The sequence below is a fragment of the Massilia terrae genome (genome assembly GCF_024753145.1).
In the GTDB taxonomy this organism is placed as follows: domain Bacteria; phylum Pseudomonadota; class Gammaproteobacteria; order Burkholderiales; family Burkholderiaceae_D; genus Telluria; species Telluria terrae.
The window spans coordinates 542,718-565,475 of the sequence record NZ_JANUGU010000001.1 but is presented as its reverse complement, the minus strand read 5'-3'; the positions used below and the strand labels follow the sequence as shown (position 1 = coordinate 565,475).

Here is a 22,758-nt window from a genome sequence, read left to right as displayed (position 1 = left end):
TACAGTGTGCCGACGCAAGCATAAATTGCGAAATCACTTCCTGTTTTCGCTCAAAAATACTTTCGGTTGTCCGTGCGTCAGCGCACATTGTGCGGACCGGCCGGGATCGCCAAGTATGCGGTTTTAAAGGCTTTTTTCGGATATCCACAAAGACTGTGGATAACGATGTGGAAAATACCCCTCTTGACAGCCGCGAAGCCACATCTGGCGCGCGTTTCAACAAATTGCCTGTTGCGCGTGCAGATGTCCAGGCCAGTAAAATCAGTGACTTGGAAAGGCCCGGCGCGCTGTTTTGGAAAAAAGAAGGAGTGTTAAAAAACGGAAATAATTGTGTATAACACAGGTGGAAAAAGCGTCTGAAGCGACGTGGAAACGGTGCATTTTTTGCATCTATTTTCTCGCCTTTCAGGAAACTTTTTTCAGGGACGCGCGCGCCGCCGATGTGGTTCCAGCAACACGCGGCAAATCACGTGGGCCGCCACGTCGCGTGCGCGAAGGTATTCGATGGCCGACATCGTCTGGCCATGCTCGCGCATCAGGATGCCGTGCTCGACGATCTCGCGCTGGACGCGGTCCGACCGCAAATCAGTCGCCTCCGCAATCGCAAGGCCGCCATTATTTGGTGCCGAAGTTTGATCCATCGCGACTCCTTCGCATTTGTGCGTGCTAGCGCGGTCCTAAGGAGTATTCATCCGTGGCGAATAAAGTCAATATCAAGCTTTTATCGAACGCATATTTTTCTACCAATTTTTACCTTCGCGCAGCGGCGCGCCATGCTTCGCGGAGGCGGCCTACAATCAGCCGCTTTTCCCCGAATCGCCAGCGAGGTTGTTGATGAGTAATAGTACAGAATCAAGCCCGAATCCCGGCGACGACGCCGAGGCCGGTACGCCCGGCACCGGCGAAGATATCTGCCCCGCTTGCCAGGGCAGCGGCAAGCTGGCCGATGGCCGTTCTTGCCCTTCCTGTGGCGGCACCGGGCGCATCGTCGAGGGCATCGGCGGCGGCTGATGGTTGGACAGCGGCCGGGGCGGACGCGATAATGCGGGGATGAATTCCTCCGCAGTAAGCCCGCCCCCGCCCGCACCACGCCGCCCGCAGTCCCTCGCCGACCTGTTCATTTCCTTCACCCTGCTCGCCCTGCAAGGCTTTGGCGGGGTGCTCGGCGTCGTCCAGCGCGAACTGGTCGAACGCAAGCAGTGGCTGACGCAGGAGGAATTCCTGGAAGACTGGGCCGTCGCGCAAATCATGCCCGGCCCGAACGTGGTCAATCTGTCGCTGATGATCGGCGCGCGCCACTTCGGCTTCGCGGGCGCGATGACGGCGCTGGCCGGCCTGCTCGCCTTGCCGCTCTTGATCGTGCTGGTGGTCGGTGTGCTGCACGACCGCTTCGCCGACAGCCCGGCCGTCGTCGGCGCCTTGCGCGGACTGGCGGCGGTGTCGGCCGGACTGATCGCGGGCGCCGGCCTGAAGCTGACGGCGGCGCTGGCGCACGGACCGATTCCCCGGGCCTGGGGCGCGGCGATCTGTATCGCCGGCTTCGTGCTGGTGGCCTTGCTGCACCAGCCGCTGCTGGCAGTACTGCTGGTGCTTGGCGGCCTGGGCTGCCTGATCGCCTGGCGCAAGCTCACATGAGCGCGCCACTGCACCTGGTGCTGGACTGGCACGACTGGCTCGCGCTGCTCGGACATTTCATGCTGCTGTCGCTGATGTCGGTGGGCGGCGCCATTTCGACCACGTCGGAGATGCACCGCTTCCTCGTCGAGCAGCAGCACTGGCTGACCCAGACCCAGTTCAACGACGCCATCGCCATCGCGCAGGCCGCGCCGGGCCCGAACGTGCTGTTCGTGGCGCTGATGGGCTGGCACGTGGGCATGAACGCGGGCAGCACCGTGCTCGCCGTCCTCGGCGTGGCCACCACCATGGTCGGCATCATGGTGCCGTCGACCGTGCTCACCTATACCGCCGCGCAATGGGGCCACCGCAACCGCGACCTGCGCGCGGTGCGCGCGTTCAAGCAAGGGATGGCGCCGATCGTGGTGGCGCTGCTGCTGTCCACCGCCTGGATCCTCGGCAGCACCGGCACCGGGCGCGCGGACTGGCCGCTGTGGCTGCTGTCGCTGGCCAGCATGCTGGTGGTCTGGCGCACCCGCGTGCACATCCTGTGGCTGCTCGGCGCCGGCGCGGTGCTGGGCGCGCTGCATCTCGTGTAAGCACGCGCACCGCGCTTGGCAGGCCGCGCGGCGGGCGGGCATACTTGCGGCATCGACCACACCTGGGACCACCATGCTCGAACTCATCAGCGAACACATGTGCTTCGGCGGATCGCAACGCGTCTACCGCCACGATTCGGCCGCAACCGGCCTGCCGATGCGCTTTTCCGTGTACCTGCCGCCGCAAGCCGGAGGCGAGCGCCTGCGGGTGCTGTTCTACCTCGCCGGCCTGACCTGCACCGAAGAGACCTTCATGATCAAGGCCGGCGCCCAGCGCTTCGCGGCGCAGGAAGGCCTGATCCTGGTCGCGCCGGACACCAGCCCGCGCGGCGCCGGCGTGCCCGGCGAAACGGACAGCTGGGACTTCGGCGTCGGCGCCGGCTTCTACGTCGATGCGACCGAGGAGCCGTGGTCGCGCAACTACCGCATGTACAGCTACCTGCTGGAACTGCGCGAGCTGGTGCTCGACGAGTTCATGGGCGACGCGCTCCGCTGCGGCATCTTCGGCCACTCGATGGGCGGCCATGGCGCGCTGGTGATGGCGCTGCGGAACCAGGACCTGTTCAAGTCGGTGTCCGCATTCGCGCCGATCGCCGCGCCCAGCAGCAGCCCCTGGGGCGAGAAAGCCTTCACCGGCTACCTCGGCGCCGACCGCGAAGCCTGGCGCGCCTACGATGCGACCGAGCTGATGCTGTTGATGAAGACGCCCTTCCCCGGCGGCATCCTGATCGACCAGGGCCTGCACGACAAGTTCCTGGCCGAGCAGCTGAACCCGGGAGCCTTCGAGGCCGCCTGCCGCCAGGCCGGCCAGCCGCTCGAGCTCAATTACCACCCCGGCTACGACCACGGCTATTACTTCATCTCGACCTGCATCGAGCACCACATCCGCTTTCACGGGCGGCAGCTGGGCTGAGCGGGCCGCCAGCGGCGGTGCGGCTCAGGCCGGCGCCGCCAGCGGAGGCGCCCGCAGGTGCAGCACCGCCCAGGCGCGCACCCGCAACGCCAGCGCCAGCAGGCCGATGCCGCTGCTGAGCGCGTACAGCCCGACCACCGGGCCGAAGGCGAGCGCCCCCACGTCCGGCGCGATGGATACCGCCAGGCCGAAGGCGATGGACGCCAGCGCCGACAGCGCAAACAGGCGCTCGCCCTGGATGAACTTGCGCAGCCGCAGCGCCGCCACCAGGTCGAGCAGGCCGCAGGCCAGCGCATGCGCGGCGATGAGCAGGACCAGTACCAGCGCCGTGGGCGCGGGATGCGCCAGCGCCAGCAGGCCGGCGCCGATGCCCATCAGCCCGAACATGAAGGGCATGCGCCAGCGCGCGTCCGCGCGGCGGTTGTGGAGCGCGCCCGCCACCCACACGGCGCCGCCCAGCAGCGCGTAGGCCGCGAACAGCGCCACCAGCCACAGCACCGTCCGCCCCGGGCACAGCAGGGCCAGCCCGCCGAAGCCCACCGTCACCAGCCCGCGCAGGGCCGGCATCCACCACGATCGCAACAGGGTCTCGTTCACTTGACGTCCTCCTTCTGCAGCGTCTGACCGGCAAGCGCGGCGGCGAATTCCAGCGGCCGGCACGCTTCCTGTTCCGTATCAAACCGACAGAATCGCAAAGGAAACAATGACGCCGTGCGCACCCTGCGGCGATGCCGGAATTCTGCCCGGCAAACGAACGGCGCGCGCGCGGCGAGGTGTGTATTCTGGCCTCCGGCACGCATGTCCTGCGCAGCGCTTCGCTGCGGACTACGGTCCAGCAGGCTTTCCCCGCGTGCCCGGGAGCATGCGATGCCTGACGATATACCGTTCAAGAACCGAAGCGAAGCGGGCAAGCTGCTCGCCAAGCAATTGACCACCTATGCGCACCGGGGCGACGTCGTCGTGCTGGCCCTGCCGCGCGGCGGCGTGCCGGTGGCCTACGCGGTGGCCGACGCGCTCGGGGTGGAACTCGACATCCTGCTGGTGCGCAAGCTGGGCATGCCCGGCCAGGAGGAATACGCGATGGGCGCGCTGGGCAGCGGCGGCGTGCGCGTGATGCAGCCCGGTTTTCCGGGACTGATGGGCGTGACCGCGCAGCAGGTCGAGGCGGTGGCCGTGCGCGAGCAGGCCGAGCTGGAGCGGCGCGAGCGGCTCTACCGCGGCAGCCATCCGCCGGCCGACCTGCGCGGGCGCACGGTCGTGCTGGTGGACGACGGCATCGCCACCGGCTCCAGCATGCTGGTCGCGGTGCAGGTGGCCCGGCAACTGGGCGCCGGCAAAGTGGTGGTGGCGGTGCCGGTGGCGCCGCCGGACACCGCGGCGCGCATGGCGGCCGAGGTCGACCAGTTCGTCGCGGTGGCCACGCCCATGGCGTTCCGCGCTGTGGGCCAGTGGTACCGCCGCTTCGACCAGACCAGCGACGAGGAAGTGCAGGACCTGCTGGCGCGCGCCTGGCGCGGCCAGGCCGGCCAGGGCGCCGGCGCCATCGATCAACCAAACCAGAGGACCAGACATGAACCAGACGACCGACACCGGACTTGAACTCGGAAAATGGCTGGCCGGCGCAGCCGCCGGCGCGCTGCTGATGTACCTGCTCGATCCCGACCGCGGCAGCGCCCGCCGGGCCCGCTCCGCCGGCGCCCTGCGCGACGTCGGCAAGCAAAGCGGCAACAAGCTCGGCAATATCTGGGAAGGCATCGCCAGCCGCTTTTCCAGCGCCGCCGAATGCGCGTCCGACGCCGCCGGCGAACTGGCCGAACGGGCCAGCGACAGCGCCAGCCGCCTCGCCGGCCGCGCCAGCGAAGGCGCGCAGCGCATGGCCGAAGCCGCCAGGCCCGATGGCGCCGCCGGATCCGCCACCGATACCATGTCGCGCGTGGCCCAGCGGGCCGGCGAAGCGCTCGGCCTCGGCGGCGGCCGCGTGCAGCGCATGCTGGGCGCCAGTGGCGAGCAATGGACGCCGGCCCTGCGCGGCTCGGCCATGGTGGGCGGCGGCCTGCTCGGCATGTACGCCCTGATGCGCCGCTCCCCGCTCAGCATGGCGCTGGGCGTGGCCGGCCTGGCGATGCTGGCGCGCGGCGCCGTCAACCAGCCGCTCACCGGCATGCTGGCCGGACGCGGGCTGGGCCAGACCATCGACCTCGAAAAGAGCATCCTGATCGACGCCTCGCCCGAAGAGGTGTACGAGATGTGGACCGATTACGAGAATTTCCCGCGCTTCATGTCGCACGTGGTCGAAGTGCGCGACCTCGGCCGCGGCCGCTCGCACTGGGTGGTGCGCGGGCCGGCCGGCAGCGAGTTCGAGTGGGACTCGCGCCTGACCGAGCAGTCGCGGCCGCACCGCCTGGCCTGGCGCACCGAGCCGGGCGCCGAGATCGGCCAGAACGGCTCCGTGCAGTTCGAGCCGGCGCGCGGCGGCACGCGGGTGACGGTGCGCATGTCCTACCAGCCGCCGGCCGGCGCGATCGGCCACGGCATCGCCACCCTGCTGGGGGCCGATCCCAAGCGCCAGATGGACGACGACCTGGCGCGCATGAAGGCCTTCATCGAGCGCGGCGCGCTGCCGCCGGATGCGGCGCGGCACGGCAAGTCCAGCAGCCGCTACCTGCATTGAGGATGCCGAGATGGTCACCGCCGCGTCCTCGATCCTGGCGCGCGCCATCGCCGCGGCCGCCCAGCCGCTGACGGGGGCCCAGTCCGACTACGACAGCCTGCTCGACCTGGTGGGCGACGCCCACTACGTGCTGCTGGGCGAAGCCACCCACGGCACCCACGAGTTCTATGCGGAACGGGCGCGCATCACCCAGCGCCTGATCCGCGAGAAAGGCTTCACCGCCGTCGCGGTCGAGGCCGACTGGCCGGACGCCTACCGCGTCAACTGCTACGCCCGCGGCAGCGGCAAGGACGGCGACGCGGTGCAGGCGCTGGGCGGCTTCCAGCGCTTCCCGAGCTGGATGTGGCGTAACACCGACGTGGCCCAGTTCGCCGAATGGCTGCGCGCCCACAATCTGGCGGTGGAGCCGGCGCGGCGGGCCGGCTTCTACGGGCTCGACCTGTACAGCATGTTCACCTCGATCCAGGAGGTGCTGGCCTACCTGGACAAGGTCGATCCGGTCGCCGCCGCCGAGGCGCGGCGCCGCTATGCCTGCTTCGAGCACTACGGCGAAGACAGCCAGCACTACGGCTACGCCACCGGGATCGGCCTGTCCGAATCGTGCGAACAGGGCGTGCTGGCCCAGCTGCGCGACATGCAGCAGCGCGCCTTCGACTACGTGCAGGCCGACGGCGGCAATGCCGAGGACGCCTACTTCTATGCCCAGCAGAATGCGCGCCTGGTCAAGAACGCCGAAGAGTACTACCGCACCATGTTCCGCGGCCGCGTGTCCTCATGGAACCTGCGTGACAGCCACATGGCCGAGACGCTGGACGCCCTGTCGCGCCACCTGTCGCGCGGCGGGACCAAGGCCAAGATCGTCGTGTGGGAACACAACTCCCACATCGGCGACGCCAGCGCCACCGAGATGGGCCGGATGGGCGAGTGGAACGTGGGCCAGCTGGCGCGCCGCCACTATCCCGGCGACACTTGCCTGATCGGCTTTTCCACTTACGACGGCTGGGTGACGGCCGCTTCCGAATGGGACGGTCCGGCGGAACGCAAGCGCGTGCGGCCGGGCCTGGCGGAAAGCTACGAGGACGTGCTGCACCAGGCCGGCATCCCGCGCTACTTCCTGCCGCTGCGCCCGCACAGCGACGCCGTGGCCGGCTTGTCGGAGCGGCGCCTGGGCCGCGCGATCGGCGTGCTCTACATCCCGCGCACCGAACGCCAGAGCCACTACTTCATGGCCGAACTGCCGAAACAGTACGACGGCATCATCCACATCGACCGCACCAGCGCCGTGCGGCCGCTCGACCCGACCAGCGGCTGGCACAGCGGCGAGCCGCCGGAGACTTTCCCGGAAGGGCTGTGAGGAACAGGGGCGCGCGCCCCTGTCTTCATCACAGGCAATTACCGGCCTGCAGCCCGCACAGGGTATTGAGCAGGTTGACCCAGCGGCCGTCCGGAATCGAGGCGCCCTGCACTTTCGGGTCGTCCGGCACGTAGATGTACGAGGTCACGCCGACCACCCGGTTCGAGCCCGTGTTGGAACCGGTGCCGCCACCCGCCTGCAGCAGCTGGAAGTTCTGGACCCACGGCCCGCCGCTGGAGCCGCCCGTCGCATCCGAGCCATATTCCACATTGTTCGGCGCCACCGTGCGGAAGGCCCCGCTGGTGATGTCCTGCATCTTCTGGCAGCGATCCAGGTTGCAAGGGTAGCCGAGCTTGGACGTGTGGTTGGCCGCCAGGCTGAGCGTCTGCCAGCCGAGCCAGCCGGTGACGTCGCCCAGCGCAAAGATGCGGCCGCTGACGCTCTGGTCGCCGAACATGATCATCGCGTAGTCCGCGGCATTCGGCACGCTGCCGCCGCCGAAGGCCCAGGTGCCGGTGACGGTGGCGGCGCGCCAGTTCCACGCCAGCAGCGGCGCGGTGCCGTCGCGGAAGGCCGGCACGAACACCCAGTTGTCGTGGAAGCCGGCCGAGGTGCCGCTGTGCACGCAGTGGCCGGCCGTGGCGACGATGCGGTGCTGGATGACCGAGGCCGAGCAGACGAAGGGATCGCCGCCGATCGTGAAGAACAGCTTGCCGATGGTGATGTAGGGATAGGCGCGGTCCGCGGAAAACGGGGCGGCGCTGCCTGCGAACATCGGAAACACGCGCGAGCTGGTGTACTGCGCGCCGAAGGTGCCGACCGCGCCGGGCGTCAGCACTTCGCGCTCCACGCCCTGCTGGGCGGCGCCCGGGGCGAACAGCTTGAGCGGCGCGCTGCGCAGCTGGGCCGTGGGCGCCCTGGCGGCGCCGCTTTCGCCCTTGGCGCCGGGGGCGGCGGGAGGTTCCGCGCGCAGGGTCGCGTCCGGCGCGACATGGGGCATCGGCATCGGCTTGGCGGCGCGGAAGCGCTCCGCCGTCCAGTATTCGGTGATCGATTTCGCGTTCTGGTTGGTAATGACGAGCGCTTTCTCTTCCGCATTGCTGGGTGCGGCGCCGAGCAGTATCAGTCCGAGCAACGGTACGCCGGCAAGCACATGAGTCTTCATGGTGAGCTCCCTTCTGTCGAATGGTCGGTCCGGAACGGGCGCGCTCGCCGCACCGGGCAAAAACTACGGCTCAAGCTTAGGAGCATGGCGAGAAGAAGTTCGGAGTATCCGCCACTGTATTGACGAGTATCAAAACGGCCAGCAAATGCAATATTTCCGGCGAGTCAGCCATATGATCTAGTCACCCTGCCCCGAATTCGCTAGCATGTGCGACAGTCCAAGTCAGGCAAGGTCAACCATGAGCACATACACCCTGAACATCAACGGCAAGCCGCGCACGGTCGAGGTCGAGCCCGACACGCCGCTGCTGTGGGCCCTGCGCGATGCCGCCGGCCTGGTCGGCACCAAGTACGGCTGCGGCGTCGGCCAATGCGGCGCCTGCACCGTGCACATCGACGGCGCCCCGGCCCGCTCGTGCCTGACGCCGGTGTCCAGCGTCGGCAGCAAGAAGATCACCACCATCGAAGGCCTCGATGCGTACGCGATGCATCCGCTGCAGCAGGCATGGCAGGAACTGGACGTGCCGCAATGCGGCTACTGCCAGGCCGGCCAGATCATGACGGCCAGCGCCCTGCTCAAGCAGCATCCGAAGCCCACCGATGCCCAGATCGACGGCGCCATGGCCGGCAACCTGTGCCGCTGTGCGACCTACACCCGGATCCGCGCCGGCATCCACCGCGCGGCCGAGATCGCGGCACATGGAAAGGGCAAGAAATGAGCCCGCACATCGACTCCCCATCGCGCCGCAACTTTTTGCGCCAGGGCGCACTCGGCGGCGCCGCCCTCGTCATCGGCCTGCATGCGGACGGCCTGCTGGCCGCCGTCACCGACGCCGGCGGCAGTGGCGCAAGGTTTGCGCCGAACGCCTTCATCCGGATCGACAGTGATGGCGTGGTGACCCTGGTGTCCAAGCAACCGGAGATTGGCCAGGGCATCAAGACCTCGCTGCCGATGGTGATCGCGGAAGAACTGGACGTGCCGTGGCGCGAAGTGCGCATCGTGCAGGGCGACCTCGACCCGGCCTACGGCAGCCAGGGCGCAGGTGGCTCGACTTCGACACCGACCAACTACAACGAGTTCCACAAGCTCGGCGCGACCGCGCGCACGATGCTGGTCCAGGCCGCCGCCCAAAGCTGGGGCGTTCCAGTAGACCAGTGCCACGCCGAAAACAGCGCGGTGCTGCACCCCGCCAGCAAGCGCCGCCTCGGCTATGGCCAGCTGGTCGCCGCGGCGTCGAAACTGCCGGTGCCGGACGCGGCCCAGGTCAAGCTCAAGGATCCGGCCAGCTACAAACTGCTCGGCACCCGCGTCGGCGGCGTCGACAACGTGGCTGTGGTGTCCGGCAAGCCCTTGTTCGGCATCGACGTGCAACTGCCGGGCATGCTGTACGCCGTCTACGCCAAGTGCCCCGTGTTCGGCGGCAAGCCGAAGAGTTTCAACGTGGCCGACATCAAGGCCATGCCGGGCGTGAAAGACGCCTTCATCATCGAGGGCACCGGCAACCTGAACGGCCTGATGCCGGGCGTGGCCATCATCGCAAGCTCGACCTGGGCCGCGTTCCGCGCCCGCAAGCAACTAAAGGTCGACTGGGACGAAGGCGCCAGCGCCGCCCACAGCTGGGCCGGCTTCGCGGCGGCCGCCAGGCAGGCCGCCAAACAGCCGGGCGAGACCGTGATGCGCAAGGATGGCGACGCCGAACAGGCGATCGCGGGCGCGGCCAGGCAGGTCGAGGCAGCCTACACCTATCCCTTCATCTCGCACGCGAGCATGGAGCCGCAGAACTGCACGGCGTGGTTCAAGCCGGACAGCGGCACGCTCGAGCTGTGGTCGCCGACCCAGAATCCGGCCGCCAACCAGAACCTGATCGCGGCCACCTTCGGCATCCCGAAAGAAAAGATCGTGCTGCACATCATGCGCAGCGGCGGCGGTTTCGGGCGGCGCCTGTCGTCCGACTACGCCGTTGAGGCCGCCGCGATCGCGCAGAAAGTTGCGGGTCCGGTCAAGCTGACCTGGATGCGCGAAGACGATATGCAGCACGACCATTTCCGCGCGGGCGGTTTCCACTTCCTGCGCGGCGGCCTCGATGCGCAAGGCAAGCTGGTCGGCTGGCACAACCATTTCGTGACCTTCGCCAACCGCGTCGAACGCGAGGGCAAGAGCGTGCTGCAGCCGGGCAGCGGCGGCAGCCTGTCGGGCGACGAGTTCCCGGGCCGCTGGGTCGCCAACTGCCTGCTGGAACAGACCGCGCTGGAATGCAGCATCCCGATGGGGCCGTGGCGCGCGCCGGGCAGCAATGTGTTCGCCTGGGTATTCCACAGCTTCATCGACGAGCTGGCGCATGCAGCCGGCCGCGATCCGATTGAATTCAGGCTTGAGCTGCTAGGCAACAAGGATGTCGTTCCGGGCAGCGGCGAGCGCGGCGTGGCGTACGACGTCTCGCGCATGCGCCACGTCCTGCAGGAACTGGCCGAGAAGTCCGGGTGGGGCAAGCGCAGCTTCGCGCGCGGACAAGGTGCGGGCGTCGCCTTCCACTTCAGCCATCGCGGCTATGTGGCGCAAGTCGCGGAGGTGACGGTGTCGCGCGACGGCAAGCTCAAGGTCGACCGGGTGGTGGTGGTCACCGATATCGGCGCGCAGATCGTCAACCTGTCCGGGGCCGAGAACCAGGTGCAGGGCGCGGTGATCGACGGCTTGTCGACGCTGATGTATCCGGAACTGAACATCGAGCACGGTCGCGTGGTTCAGAGCAATTTCCACGAGTACCCGCTGCTGCGCATGCCGGACACGCCGCCCAGGATCGAGGTGCATTTCCTCAAGACGAACTACCCGGTGACGGGGCTGGGCGAACCCGCCTTCCCGCCGCTGGCGCCGGCCGTGTGCAATGCGATTTTTGCGGCGACCGGGAAGCGGGTGCGGGAGCTGCCGCTTAGCAAGACAGATTTGAGCTGGAGCTGAGGTCCAACTTCCATCGCGTGCCTGCAAACTCAGCATGGTTCCCGCCTGCGCGGGGACGACGGTTGGTGGGTAACGAAGAAGTTGCGCAGATCGGCTGTTCACGCGGCCCCGGGTGGATGATCACCCGGATCGCCGCTGCGGGCTCCGTAGCGCATGCAGATCTGCGCCGCCTGCTCCGCCTGACCCGGCTCACTCGCCACCACCCTCATCAGGAACAGACCTTGCTGATGCTCCGGCTCGAAGGTCCGCGAATACGCCTGCCCGCCCACCACGTCCGGATCATTCCCGACCGTGAAATTGGATTGGCCCGGCCCCGCCTCGTCGATCATGGTCTTGAGCCGCACGCTGGCGTCGCTGAACCCAGCCGCCAGCAGCGCGTTGCGCGCCTGCTGGGCCGCGTCGTAGTTGTCGAAAATGCGTACGATTTCCATGGCCGCTCCATCCATCATTGAATGAAGCCACCGTACCAGAATCGGCGCCCCGGCGGCGCTCAGTCCGGGACCACGGCCGTCGCTTCGATCTCGACCCGCGCGCGGTCTTCCATCAGTCCCGCCACCTGCACCGCGCTCATCGCCGGATAGTGGCGGCCGATGGCCTCGCGGTAGGCCGCCCCCAGCTCGGCCGACGCGGCCAGGTATTCGCGCTTGTCCACCACATACCAGGTCATGCGCACGATGTGCTCCGGCCCCGCGTTCGCCTCGCGCAGCACGGCCACGATGTTTTCCAGCGCCTGGCGCGCCTGCCCGACAAAATCGTCGGTCTGGAACTGGCCCTGAGCATCCCAGCCGATCATGCCGCTCACCGACACGATGCGCCCGCGCGCCGCCACGCCGTTCGAATAGCCCCTGGCGCGCGGCCAGCCGGGCGGGTGAAGAATCTCCATCAGTAATCCTTTAAGCCGGCTTGATGCCGCGTTCCGCCAACAGTTCGCGTGCGATGATCAGCTGCTGCACCTCGCTTGCGCCTTCGTAGATGCGCAGCGCGCGGATCTCGCGGTACAAGCTTTCGACTGCCTGCCCGCTCACCACGCCCAGGCCGCCGAACATCTGCAACGCGCTGTCGATCACCTGCTGCGCCGTTTCGGTCGCGGTCAGCTTGGCCATTGCCGCTTCCTTGGTCACGCGCCGGCCCTGGTCGCGCAGCCACGCGGCGCGGTAGGTCAGCAGCGCCGCGGCATCCACGCCGGCCGCCATCTGCGCCAGCTTGGCCTGGGTGAGCTGGAAGTCGGCCAGCGTCTTGCCGAACATCTTGCGCGAAGTCGCGCGTTCCAGCGCTTCATCCAGCGCGCGACGCGCGAATCCCAGCGCCGCCGCCGCCACCGAAGTGCGGAACACGTCGAGCGTCGCCATCGCCACCTTGAAGCCCTGCCCGGCCTCGCCGATGCGCTTCGATGCCGGCACGCGGCAGCCGTCGAAGCGCAGGCGCGCAAGCGGGTGCGGCGCCATCACGTCGATGCGCTCGGCGATCTCGAAGCCGGCGATGCCCGCATCGACGATGAAGGCGGAAATGCCGCGCGCGCCCGGCTGCTCGCCGGTGCGTGCGAACACGACGTAGAAATCGGCGATGCCGCCGTTCGAGATCCAGGTCTTTTCGCCGTCGAGCACATAGCTGTCGCCCTCGCGTCGAGCCGCGCACTGCATCGCCGCCACGTCGGATCCCGCCTCCGGCTCCGACAGTGCAAACGCGGCAATCGCCTTGCCCTCGACGACGCGCGGCAGGTACTCGGCGTGCTGCTCCTCGGTGCCGAACAGCGAGATCGCGCCGCTGCCCAAGCCCTGCATCGCAAACGCGAAGTCCGCGAGGCCCGCATGCCGCGCCAGCGTCTCGCGGATCAGGCAGATGGCGCGGGTGTCGATGGCCCGTCCATCGCCGCCGACGGCATGCCGCAACCAGCCGGCATCGCCGAGACTGGCAACCAGCGCGCGGCAGGCGCCATCGACGTCAGCGCCATGCGCATTCGCCACGTTCGTGGAAGCCCAAGCATCCAGCGCACGCGCCAGTTCAGCGTGGCGCGGCTCGAAAAAAGGCCAGTCCAGGTATGCGGTATCGGCCATCAGTCGCCCTCGAAGTGCGGTTTTTCCTTGGCCACGAAGGCATGGTAGGCGCGGTGGAAGTCGTTGGTGGCCATGCAGATGGCCTGCGCCTGCGCCTCGGCTTCGATGGCCTCGTCCACGCCCATATTCCACTCCTGCTGCAGCATCTTCTTGGTCATGCCGTGCGCGAAGGTCGGCCCGCTCGCCAACGCCGCGGCGAAAGACTGCGCCTCGGCCAGCAGTTCTTCCGGCGCGCACAGGCGATTGAAGAAGCCCCAGCGCTCGCCCTCCTCGCCCGCCATGCTGCGGCCGGTGTACAGCAGCTCGGCCGCGCGGCCCTGCCCGATCACGCGCGGCAGCAGGGCGCAGGCGCCCATGTCGCAGCCGGCCAGGCCCACCCGCGTGAACAGGAAGGCGGTCTTGCTGCGCGCGGTGCCGAAGCGGATATCCGAACCCAGCGCCAGCATCGAGCCGGCGCCGGCGCACACGCCGTCGATCGCCGCGACCACCGGCTGCGGGCAGGCGCGCATGGCCTTGACCACGTCGCCCGTCATGCGCGTGAACGCCAGCAGGCCCGGCATGTCGAGCCGGGTCAGCGGGCCGATGATGTCGTGGACGTCCCCGCCCGAACAGAAATTCTCGCCCGCGCCGGTCAGCACCACGGCCTTGACGTCGTCCGCGAACGCCAGCTCGCGGAACAGGTCGCGCAGCTCGGCGTAGGAATCGAAGGTCAGCGGATTCTTGCGCTCCGGCCGGTTGAGTGTGAGGGTGGCCACGCCGTCCGCCACGCCGAACACGAAGTGACGCGCGCTGTAGCCCGCCAGGCTGGTGCGGTTGCCGGGCAGTTGATGGGGTTCGCCGTGCAGGTAGCGCATACGGTCTCCTGAAAAAGTCATCCTTCAAGCAGCCGCGCGGCCACCTGCTGCGGCGACAGTCCGCCGGCGGAGGCCGCAAGCTGGCGCTCGCGTTCCAGATTGCGTTCGAGTTGCAGTTTGCCGGCGCGGTACTGCTTCGGCCACGCGATGTCGGTGAAGCCGATCTTCGCCGCCTCGGCAAGCGTCCACGCCGGGTTGGCCAGGTGCGGCCGCGCGACCGCGCACAAGTCGGCACGGCCGGACGCGATGATACCGTTGGCGTGGTCCGCTTCATAGATCGAACCGACCGCGATGGTCGGGATGCCTGCCTCGTTGCGGATGCGGTCGGCGAACGGCGCCTGGAACATGCGCCCGAACACCGGCTTCTCCAGCTTCGACACCTGGCCCGACGAGCAGTCGATCATGTCGGCGCCGGCCTCCTTGAACAGGCGCGCCACTTCCACCGCATCCGAGGGCGTGATCCCGCCTTCGACCCAGTCGTGGGCTGACACCCGCACGCTGATCGGCAGCTGCTCCGGCCACACGGCGCGCACCGCCGCGAATACCTCGAGCGGATAGCGGCAGCGGTTTTCCAGCGAGCCGCCATACGCGTCGGTGCGGCGGTTTGTCAGCGGCGAGATGAAACTCGACAGCAGGTAGCCGTGCGCACAGTGCAGTTCCAGCCAGTCGAAACCGGCTTCGGCGCATGCAAGCGCGGCGCGCACGAAGTCGGCCTTGATGCGCTCCAGGTCGTCCGCCGTGGCCGCCCGCGCCATCTGCGACACGCCCTCGATGTACTGCTGTTCGGAGGCCGACACCAGCGGCCAGTTGCCCTCGTCCAGCGGCAGGTCGATGCCGTCCCACATGGGCCGGGTCGAACCCTTGGCGCCGGCGTGGCCGAGCTGGATGCCGATTTTGGCGTCGGTGTTGGCATGCACGTAGCCGACGATGCGGCGCCAGGCCTGCGTGTGCTCCGGCGTGTACATGCCCGGGCAGCCCGGCGTGATGCGCGCGTCGGCCGACACGCAGGTCATCTCCGCCATCACCAGCGCCGCGCCGCCGAAGGCACGTGCGCCGAGATGCATCAGGTGATAGTCGCCGGCCACGCCGTCCACCGCCGAATACTGCGCCATCGGCGACACCACGATCCGGTTCTTGAGCACCACGTCGCGCACCCGCAGCGGCGTGAACATGGGCGGGATGCTGCGGGCGGTAGAAGGCAGCGGCAGGCCGGCCTGAGCGTACGCGCGCTCGGCTAGCCAACGCTCCAGCCGCTCGACGTACACCGGGTCGCGCAGGCGCAGGTTCTCGTGCGACAGGCGCTGGCTGCGCGTCAGCAGCGAATACGCGAACTGCTCGGCCTCCATCGCCGTGTAGCGGCGCACGTTCTCGAACCACTCCATCGAATTGCGCGCCGCGCTCTGCAGCTTGAGCACCTCGACCGAGCGCGCCGCCTGGTAGGCCGCCAGCGCCTGCTCGACCGGAACGCCGCCGCCGAGGCTGCGCGCCAGCTCGATCGCGTCTTCCAGCGCCAGCTTGGTGCCCGAGCCGATCGAGAAATGCGCGGTGTGCGCGGCGTCGCCCATCAACACCACCGGCACGCGCCGTTCGCCGGCATCGATCCAGTGCACCCATTCGCGGCAGACGATGCGCGGAAAGCTGATCCACATCGCCGAACCGCGCAAGTGGGAGGCGTTCGACATCAGCCTGTGGCCATCGAGGTGGCGTGCGAACAGGCGCTCGCAGAAAGCGATCGCCTCCTCCTGCGGCATGCTGTCCAGTCCCGCGGCGCGCCACACCTCCTCCGGCGTCTCGATGATGAAGGTCGAGGTCTCGCCGTCGTATTGGTAAGCGTGCGCCTGGAACCAGCCGTGCTCCGTCTCCGCGAAGGCGAAGGTGAAGGCGTCGAATTTCCTGGTGGTGCCGAGCCACACGAAGCGGCAGTGGCGGCTGTCGATGTCGGGCTGGTAGATCGCGGTGTGACGCGTGCGGATGCGGCTGTTGATGCCGTCGCAGGCGATCACGAGGTCGGCGCCGTAGGCTTCCGCCACCGCCTGCTCGTCGGCCACGTCGGTCTCGAACACCAGCCGCACGCCCAGCTCCTCGCAGCGCCGCTGCAGGATGTTCAGCAGGCGCTTGCGGCCGATGCCGCAGAAGCCGTGGCCGCCCGAGGTCACGGTGCGCCCCTTGAAATGGACGTCGATGTCGTCCCAGTGGTTGAAGGCGCCGAGGATCGCGCGCGCCGTCTCCTCGTCCGCGGCGACCAGCTTGCCCAGGGTCTGGTCGGAGAACACCACGCCCCAGCCGAAAGTATCGTAAGGCCGGTTGCGCTCGATGACGGTGACCTCGTGCGCCGGGTCCTGCTTCTTCAACAGCAGCGCGGCATACAGGCCGGCCGGGCCGCCGCCGACGCACACGATATTCATAGCCTGCCCCTGTCAGCTGTCACACATGCGCGAATATTACAGGGATAAATACTTGACGTGTCAAATAATTCAGCCCTTCCAATCGGGCGGCGCGATGAATGTGAGTACAATCGGCTTCTACTTGGGCTCGCCGGAAAAAGAACAAGCCGCCACCATGCCAGACCCCCTGACCAAGTTTCGCCTGATTAGCCTGCGCAGCCGCCTGATGCTGCTGGTGGCGCTCGCGATCATGCCGCTGGCGGCCATGACCGTGATTAACGGGATCCGCGAGCGCGACCACGCGATCCGCGTGTCCGAAGAAAACCTGCTGCGCCTGACGCGCCTGGCCGCCGCCAACGAAGCCCAATCGATCGAGGGCGCGCGCCAGATCCTGGTGGACCTGGCGAGCGTGCCCGAGCTGCTCGGGCCGAAGGAACGCTGCAGCGCGCTGCTGGCGGACGTCCTCGAGCGCAACGAAGGCTACGTCAACTTCGGCCTGATCCAGCCCAACGGCGAAGTCACTTGCAGCGGCGTGCCGCTGACGCGCCCGGTCAACCTGGGCGACCGCACCCACTTCCAGCGCGCCGTCAGCGAGCGCCGCTTCATCGCCGGCGACTATGTGTTCGGGCGCGTGATCCGCAAGCACACCATCAACCTGACCTATCCGGTGATCGACCGCCAGGGCGCAGTGCGCGCCGTCGTGTTCGCGGCCCTCGACCTGGCGGAGCTGGACACCTACATCAACGAGATCAGCCTGCCGCCGGGCTCCGTGCTGGCTACCGCCGACGGCCGCGGCCAGCTCATCTCGCGCCGGCCCGACCCCGAGCGCTGGCTCGGCACCAGCGTGCCGGCGGTGATGCGCGCCGGGATGAGCAAGCCGGGCGGACCGTCGCTGCTGGTGCGCGGCGACGACGGCGTGGAACGCCTGCACGCCTTCGCCCGCGTCGGGCCGCCGCAGCTGACCGACTACACGGTCTCGATCGGCGTGCCGGTCGAATCCATCACCAGCGCCGCGCGGCGCGACCAGATGATGTCGCTGATGGCGCTCGCCTCCACCACCTTCCTGGCGCTGCTGGCGGCCTGGCTTGCCGGCGACGTCCTGATCGTGCAGCGCGTGCGCAAGCTGATGCACACCGCCGCGGACATCACCGCGGGCAAACTGGAAGCGCGCAGCGGCATCGAATACGGCCGCGAGGAGATCGGCAACCTGGCCAAGGCGCTCGACGAGATGGCCGCCGCGCTGCAGAAGAAGGAAACCGCGCGCAGCCTGGCCGAACGCGAGCTGCGCGCGGCCGACCAGCGCAAGGACGAATTCCTGGCGATGCTGGCGCACGAGCTGCGCAACCCGCTGGCGCCGATCAGCACCGGCGCGCATTTGCTCAAGCTGCTGCATTCGGACGACGCCCAGATCACCCAGACCTGCGCCATCATCGCGCGCCAGGTCGAGCACATGACCAGCCTGGTGGACGACCTGCTGGACGTCTCGCGCGTCACGCGCGGGCTGGTGTCGCTGTCGACCCAGGCGCTCGACCTGCGCCGGGTGGTCGAGGACGCGGCCGAACAGGTGCGCCCGCTGTTCACGACGCGCCGCCACCGCGTGGTGCTCGACCTGCCGCCCGGCCCCGCCATCGTCAAGGGCGACCACAAGCGGCTGGTGCAGGTGATCGCCAACCTGCTCGGCAATGCGGCCAAATACACGCCCGAGGGCGGCCACGTCACGCTGCGGCTGGCGCCCGAGGACGGGCAGTTCGTGGTCACCATCGTGGACGACGGCATCGGCATGGACCCGGCACTGGTGGCGCGCGTGTTCGACCTGTTCACCCAGGCCGAACGCACGCCGGACCGCTCGCAAGGCGGCCTGGGACTGGGCCTGCCGCTGGCGCGCAGCCTGGTCGAACTGCACGGCGGCAGCGTCAGCGCCTACAGCGCGGGGCTGGGCGAAGGCAGCACCTTCACAGTGCGCCTGCCGCGCTTCGAAGAGCCGCTGGCCGGCACGGTCCCGGCGCCCCCGGCCGCCGAACGGCGCGGCGCGCACGGCGAGCCGCTGCGCATCCTGCTGGTCGACGACAACCAGGACGCGGTCGCGACGCTGCAGCTGTTCCTGCAGGCCGCCGGCCACGTGGTGGAAGCGGCCTTCCGCGCCGGCGAGGCGCTGGACGCGGCGCGCATGTTCCGGCCCGACGCCTGCCTGCTCGACATCGGCCTGCCCGACTTCGACGGCAAGGAGCTGGCGCGGCGCCTGCGCGCCGATCCCCTGACTTCCGGCGCGACCCTGATCGCAATGACCGGCTACGGCCGCCCGCAAGACCGCGATGCCGCCCTCGCCGCCGGCTTCGACCACTATCTCGTCAAGCCGGTCAGCACCACGCAGCTGGCCCAGATCCTGGCCACGGTGCGCCCCGCCAGCGCGCAATCCTGAGCGCATCGCCCGGCGCAAGCTCGCCCGTTGCTCTATCATCGCGGATGAATGGAGGAATGAATGGGTTCGGTTGAATTGGTGCTGGCGATGCTGCTGGCCGTGATTGCGAGTGGCTACGTGGTGCGCATGCTGCCGTTTCCGCTGCCGCTGCCGCTGGTGCAGATCGCGCTGGGCGCGGTGATCGAGGGCGTGTTCGGGCACGGCGTGACGCTCGAACCGGACATCTTCTTCCTGCTGTTCCTCCCGCCGCTGCTGTTCCTGGACGGCTGGCGCATCCCCAAGGTCGGCCTGTTCCGCGACAAGGGCACCATCATCGAACTGGCCTTCGGCCTGGTGGTATTCACGGTGCTCGGCGCCGGCTTCTTCATCCACTGGCTGGTGCCGGGCATGCCGCTGCCTGTGGCGTTCGCGCTGGCGGCCATCGTGGCGCCCACCGATCCGGTTGCGGTGTCCTCGATCGCCAGCCGGGTGCCGATTCCGCCGCGCCTGATGCACATCCTGGAAGGCGAGGCCCTGCTCAACGACGCCAGCGGCCTGGTGTGCTTCCGCTTCGCCGTGACCGCCGCCGTCACCGGCCACTTCTCGCTGGCCTCGGCCGCGACCACCTTCGTGTGGGTGGTGCTGGCTGGCCTGGCTTGCGGGGTCGCGGTCACGCTCGGGATCTCGGCAGCCCAGCGCTACCTGTCGCGCAAGGTGGGCGAGGAAAGCGGCTCGCCGATCCTGATCAACCTGCTCACGCCCTTCGGCGCCTACCTCGCGGCCGAGCACCTGAACGCGTCCGGCATCCTCGGTGCGGTGGCGGCCGGTGTCACCATGAGCTATGTCGAGCTGTCCGGCCGCGCCGGCGCCAGCACCCGCGTGCGGCGCGCGGCTGTGTGGGACGCGGTCCAGTTCTCCTTCAATGGCGTGATGTTCGTCCTGCTGGGCGAGCAGCTGCCAGACATTATCAGCCGCGCGGCCGACGCCGCCGAAGCGGCGGGCGGAGAGAAAGGCGTGCTGCGCCTGCTGCTGCTCGCGCTCGCCGTCAGCCTCGGCCTGACCGTGCTGCGCTTCGTCTGGGTGTGGGTCTCGCTGCGCCTGACCCTGCTCAGGACCGGCCGGCAGGATCAGCAGACCAAGGTGACCCGCTTCAAGTTGGTGCTCGTGACCTCGCTGGCCGGCGTGCGCGGCGCGATCACGATGGCCGGCATCCTGACCCTGCCGCTGTTCATGCCGGGCGGCGCGCCGCTGCCGGGGCGCCACCTGGCGATCTTCCTCGCGGCCGGCGTGATCCTGGTGTCGCTGGTCCTGGCCAGCATCGCCCTGCCGCCACTGCTGCGCTCACTGACCCTGCCGGAGGAACCGGCCGGCGCCGCGCAGGAAGACCTGGCCCGGCACGAAGCGGCGGTGGCGGCGCTCAAGGCGGTCGAGCAGGCCAGCCACGAGCAACTGCACGTCGATCCCGAGATCCAGGCCAGCGCGATCGAACGCGTGATGGGCATCTACCGCCACCGGCTGGGCAGCGGCGACACGCTGGACCCGGCCCGGCTGCGCATGGCGGACGAGGCCGAGCGCAACTTCCGCCTGGCCGCCCTCGCAGCCGAGCGTGAAGCCATCCTTGGGCTAGCGCGGCACGAGCGCATCTCGGACGAGACCGCGCGCAAGCTGCTGCGCGAAATCGACCTGGTCGAAGCGCGCTACCGCTGACGGCGCGCCGCTAAGTTATTTCGCGAACGGTGCGCGGCGCCGCCGGCGCGTAGCATGGCACGGATGAAGAGCGAAGACCTGGCCATCGCCAGCCCGGTGGAAAACACCGACCCGCCCGCCGCCGCCAAGGCCGCGGGCCTGCGCTACGTGAACGACAGCAAGCCCGGCATCCGGCGCGAACCGGCGGCGGACGGGTTCCGCTACGTCGACGCCAAGGGCGAGCGGATCGAGGATCTCGACACGCTCCGGCGCATCAAGTCGCTGGCGATTCCGCCGGCCTGGACCGACGTCTGGATCTGCCCGCAGGAGAATGGCCACCTGCAGGCCACCGGGCGCGACGCGCGCGGCCGCAAGCAGTACCGCTACCATCCGAAATGGCGCGAGGTGCGAGACGAGGTCAAGTACGGGCGCATGATCAAGTTCGGCCAGGCGCTGCCGGCGATCCGGGCCGAAGTGAACCGCGCGCTCGACCTGCCCGGCCTGCCGCGCGAGAAGGTGCTGGCGACCATCGTCTACCTGCTCGAGACCACCATGATCCGGGTCGGCAACGAGGAGTATGCGCGCACCAACAAGTCCTTCGGGCTGACCACGCTGCAGCGGCGCCATGTGCGCATCGACGGCAGCGAGATCGAATTCCGCTTCCGCGGCAAGAGCGGCGTGTACCACCAGGTGAAGGTGCTCGACCGGCGGCTGGCGCGCATCGTGCGGCGCTCGCGCGACCTGCCGGGGCAGGAACTGTTCGAATACATCGACGACGATGGCGAGACGCGCACGGTGGATTCGTCGGACGTGAACGACTACCTGCGCCAGATCAGCGGCGAGGATTACACCGCCAAGGACTTCCGCACCTGGGCCGGCACGGTGCTGGCGGCGATGGCGCTGCAGGAGTTCGAGAAGTTCGATTCGCAGGCGCAGGCCAAGAAGAACGTGGTGCGCGCGATCGAAGCGGTGGCCGAAAAGCTGGGCAATACAGCGTCGGTGTGCCGCAAATGCTATGTGCATCCGGCGGTGCTGGACGCTTACCTCGAAGGCGCGACCGTCGAGGTGCTGCGTGAACGCGCCGAAGAGGCGTTGGAGGGCGAGCTGCAGCCGGAGGAAGCGGCCGTGCTGGCGATGCTCCAGGAGCGATTGGCGCGCGAGGCCGAGCGGCCTGTGGCGCCCGCAAAAAAGCCAAGCCGCCCGCGCCGCAAGCTCGCTGCCTGAACTACCGGCCCCTCTACACTTCCCCTCAACGCATCAACGTCGTCCCGGCGCCGGGCCCCGGCCTCCGCCGGGACGACGGGGTATGCAATAAATTGCATATTTCGTAACCGTAATGAAATAGTGACAATAGGTGAGAATTGGCATCTTGGTAATGCCCTACACTCCTCCGGATTCACACAAGAGGAGTGTCCATGGTTGCCCAAGCCCTGCCCGATCTGGGACGCGTCATCATCGAACCCACGCCGACCTTCGCGCGGCTGAAGGACAAGCCGAACGGCTGGCTGCCGCTGCTGGTGTCGATCCTGCTGTCGGTCGCCCTGATGTACTGGTGGACCTCGACCGAGGACTACGCCTGGCTGCGCGAGCACATGATCGCCTCGCACCCCGACATGAAACCGGAAGCGCAGGAAGCGCTGGCGAAGTTCCTCACGCCCGGCCGGATGATGCTCACCTCCGCCGGCGGCGCCGTCATTGGCACCCTGGTCCTGATCTCGCTGACCGCCGGCTATTTCCTGATCGCCGCGCGCGCCATCGGAAGCGAGATCGGCTACGGGAAATGGTTCGCCTTCGTGGCCTGGGCCAGCGTCCCGCGCCTGCTGGTGGTGCCGCTGATGGCGCTGCAGGTGGCGACCTCGCACGGCCAGCTGGCGCCGGAAGACCTGAACATGGTCTCGCTGAACTACCTGATCTTCCACCTGCCGATGTCCCATCCCTGGGCCTCGCTGGTGAACAGCCTTGACCTTGCCACCTTCTGGACCGTGGCGCTGGCCACCGTCGGCCTGAAGGCCTGGACCGGCCGCCCGACCGCCACCTGCCTCACCATTGCCGCCCTGCCCTACGTGGCCGTGTACGGCCTGTGGGCCGCCAAGCTCGCGTTCGTGGGCTGA

At 68.5% G+C, this 22,758-nt stretch carries 22 protein-coding genes; 14 read left to right on the top strand and 8 right to left on the bottom strand.

Annotation, left to right across the window (positions count from 1 at the left end; genetic code table 11):
• The first annotated feature begins 167 nt into the window (after positions 1-167).
• Positions 168-338: a hypothetical protein gene (locus NX778_RS02655; protein WP_258810128.1), complete on the top strand. Its 171-nt coding sequence runs from the start codon at positions 168-170 to the stop codon at positions 336-338.
• An 81-nt stretch (positions 339-419) separates the two neighbouring features.
• On the opposite strand, the gene NX778_RS02650 is transcribed toward NX778_RS02655, so the two are convergent.
• The gene (locus NX778_RS02650) at positions 420-641 is read right to left on the bottom strand and encodes a hypothetical protein (protein ID WP_258810127.1); all 222 of its coding nucleotides are present in this window, start codon (positions 639-641) and stop codon (positions 420-422) included.
• 193 nt (positions 642-834) lie between these two features.
• Here NX778_RS02650 and NX778_RS02645 point away from each other — a divergent pair, with 193 nt between their 5' ends.
• The 4 genes from NX778_RS02645 (at position 835) to fghA (ending at position 3,126) form a co-directional block, all read left to right on the top strand.
• The gene (locus NX778_RS02645) at positions 835-1,011 is read left to right on the top strand and encodes a hypothetical protein (protein ID WP_258810126.1); all 177 of its coding nucleotides are present in this window, start codon (positions 835-837) and stop codon (positions 1,009-1,011) included.
• A gap of 39 nt (positions 1,012-1,050) precedes the next feature.
• The gene (locus NX778_RS02640; RefSeq protein WP_258810125.1) at positions 1,051-1,635 is read left to right on the top strand and encodes a chromate transporter; all 585 of its coding nucleotides are present in this window, start codon (positions 1,051-1,053) and stop codon (positions 1,633-1,635) included.
• Positions 1,632-2,213: a chromate transporter gene (locus tag NX778_RS02635; RefSeq protein WP_258810124.1), complete on the top strand. Its 582-nt coding sequence runs from the start codon at positions 1,632-1,634 to the stop codon at positions 2,211-2,213. The genes NX778_RS02640 and NX778_RS02635 overlap by 4 nt, the downstream gene beginning before the upstream one ends.
• Positions 2,214-2,286: 73 nt before the next feature.
• On the top strand, positions 2,287-3,126 hold the full coding sequence (gene fghA, locus NX778_RS02630; RefSeq protein WP_258810123.1) for an S-formylglutathione hydrolase: 840 nt from the start codon (positions 2,287-2,289) through the stop codon (positions 3,124-3,126).
• 24 nt (positions 3,127-3,150) lie between these two features.
• On the opposite strand, the gene NX778_RS02625 is transcribed toward fghA, so the two are convergent.
• The gene (locus tag NX778_RS02625) at positions 3,151-3,723 is read right to left on the bottom strand and encodes an HdeD family acid-resistance protein (protein ID WP_258810122.1); all 573 of its coding nucleotides are present in this window, start codon (positions 3,721-3,723) and stop codon (positions 3,151-3,153) included.
• A gap of 270 nt (positions 3,724-3,993) precedes the next feature.
• On the opposite strand from NX778_RS02625, the gene NX778_RS02620 reads away from it, so the two are divergent.
• The 3 genes from NX778_RS02620 to NX778_RS02610 are packed head-to-tail and all read left to right on the top strand — an operon-like array spanning position 3,994 to position 7,151.
• Positions 3,994-4,725, top strand: a complete 732-nt coding sequence (locus NX778_RS02620) for a phosphoribosyltransferase (protein WP_258810121.1) — start codon at positions 3,994-3,996, stop codon at positions 4,723-4,725.
• Positions 4,697-5,797, top strand: coding sequence for an SRPBCC family protein (locus NX778_RS02615; protein ID WP_258810120.1), 1,101 nt, complete (start codon positions 4,697-4,699; stop codon positions 5,795-5,797). Before NX778_RS02620 ends, NX778_RS02615 begins: the two co-directional genes overlap by 29 nt.
• Before the next feature lie 10 nt (positions 5,798-5,807).
• Positions 5,808-7,151: an erythromycin esterase family protein gene (locus NX778_RS02610; RefSeq protein WP_258810119.1), complete on the top strand. Its 1,344-nt coding sequence runs from the start codon at positions 5,808-5,810 to the stop codon at positions 7,149-7,151.
• Positions 7,152-7,179: 28 nt separating this feature from the next.
• On the opposite strand, the gene NX778_RS02605 is transcribed toward NX778_RS02610, so the two are convergent.
• Positions 7,180-8,316: a trypsin-like serine peptidase gene (locus tag NX778_RS02605; protein ID WP_258810118.1), complete on the bottom strand. Its 1,137-nt coding sequence runs from the start codon at positions 8,314-8,316 to the stop codon at positions 7,180-7,182.
• Positions 8,317-8,554: 238 nt separating this feature from the next.
• Here NX778_RS02605 and NX778_RS02600 point away from each other — a divergent pair, with 238 nt between their 5' ends.
• Together NX778_RS02600 and NX778_RS02595 are read left to right on the top strand one after the other, a co-directional pair.
• Positions 8,555-9,034, top strand: coding sequence for a (2Fe-2S)-binding protein (locus NX778_RS02600; RefSeq protein WP_258810117.1), 480 nt, complete (start codon positions 8,555-8,557; stop codon positions 9,032-9,034).
• Entirely contained in the window at positions 9,031-11,271 is a 2,241-nt protein-coding gene (locus tag NX778_RS02595) for a xanthine dehydrogenase family protein molybdopterin-binding subunit (protein ID WP_258810116.1), read from the top strand. The genes NX778_RS02600 and NX778_RS02595 overlap by 4 nt, the downstream gene beginning before the upstream one ends.
• Before the next feature lie 98 nt (positions 11,272-11,369).
• On the opposite strand, the gene NX778_RS02590 is transcribed toward NX778_RS02595, so the two are convergent.
• Genes NX778_RS02590 through NX778_RS02570 form a run of 5 tightly spaced genes read right to left on the bottom strand, consistent with a single transcriptional unit; the run spans position 11,370 to position 16,584 of the window.
• Positions 11,370-11,702 (bottom strand): hypothetical protein, encoded by a 333-nt coding sequence (locus NX778_RS02590; RefSeq protein WP_258810115.1) that lies wholly within the window; start codon positions 11,700-11,702, stop codon positions 11,370-11,372.
• 59 nt (positions 11,703-11,761) lie between these two features.
• Entirely contained in the window at positions 11,762-12,154 is a 393-nt protein-coding gene (locus tag NX778_RS02585) for a RidA family protein (protein WP_258810114.1), read from the bottom strand.
• A 10-nt stretch (positions 12,155-12,164) separates the two neighbouring features.
• A complete protein-coding gene (locus NX778_RS02580) occupies positions 12,165-13,325 on the bottom strand; it encodes an acyl-CoA dehydrogenase family protein (RefSeq protein WP_258810113.1) in 1,161 nt (386 codons plus the stop codon).
• The gene (locus NX778_RS02575; RefSeq protein WP_258810112.1) at positions 13,325-14,179 is read right to left on the bottom strand and encodes an enoyl-CoA hydratase family protein; all 855 of its coding nucleotides are present in this window, start codon (positions 14,177-14,179) and stop codon (positions 13,325-13,327) included. Before NX778_RS02575 ends, NX778_RS02580 begins: the two co-directional genes overlap by 1 nt.
• A gap of 17 nt (positions 14,180-14,196) precedes the next feature.
• On the bottom strand, positions 14,197-16,584 hold the full coding sequence (locus NX778_RS02570) for a bifunctional salicylyl-CoA 5-hydroxylase/oxidoreductase (protein WP_258810111.1): 2,388 nt from the start codon (positions 16,582-16,584) through the stop codon (positions 14,197-14,199).
• Between the two features lie 154 nt (positions 16,585-16,738).
• On the opposite strand from NX778_RS02570, the gene NX778_RS02565 reads away from it, so the two are divergent.
• From NX778_RS02565 to NX778_RS02550, 4 genes are all read left to right on the top strand, one after another.
• Positions 16,739-18,982 (top strand): hybrid sensor histidine kinase/response regulator, encoded by a 2,244-nt coding sequence (locus NX778_RS02565; protein WP_258810110.1) that lies wholly within the window; start codon positions 16,739-16,741, stop codon positions 18,980-18,982.
• A gap of 60 nt (positions 18,983-19,042) precedes the next feature.
• Positions 19,043-20,668, top strand: a complete 1,626-nt coding sequence (locus tag NX778_RS02560) for a Na+/H+ antiporter (protein WP_258810109.1) — start codon at positions 19,043-19,045, stop codon at positions 20,666-20,668.
• Between the two features lie 63 nt (positions 20,669-20,731).
• Positions 20,732-21,871, top strand: a complete 1,140-nt coding sequence (locus NX778_RS02555; protein WP_258811026.1) for a DNA topoisomerase IB — start codon at positions 20,732-20,734, stop codon at positions 21,869-21,871.
• A gap of 191 nt (positions 21,872-22,062) precedes the next feature.
• Positions 22,063-22,758: a YIP1 family protein gene (locus tag NX778_RS02550; RefSeq protein WP_258810108.1), complete on the top strand. Its 696-nt coding sequence runs from the start codon at positions 22,063-22,065 to the stop codon at positions 22,756-22,758.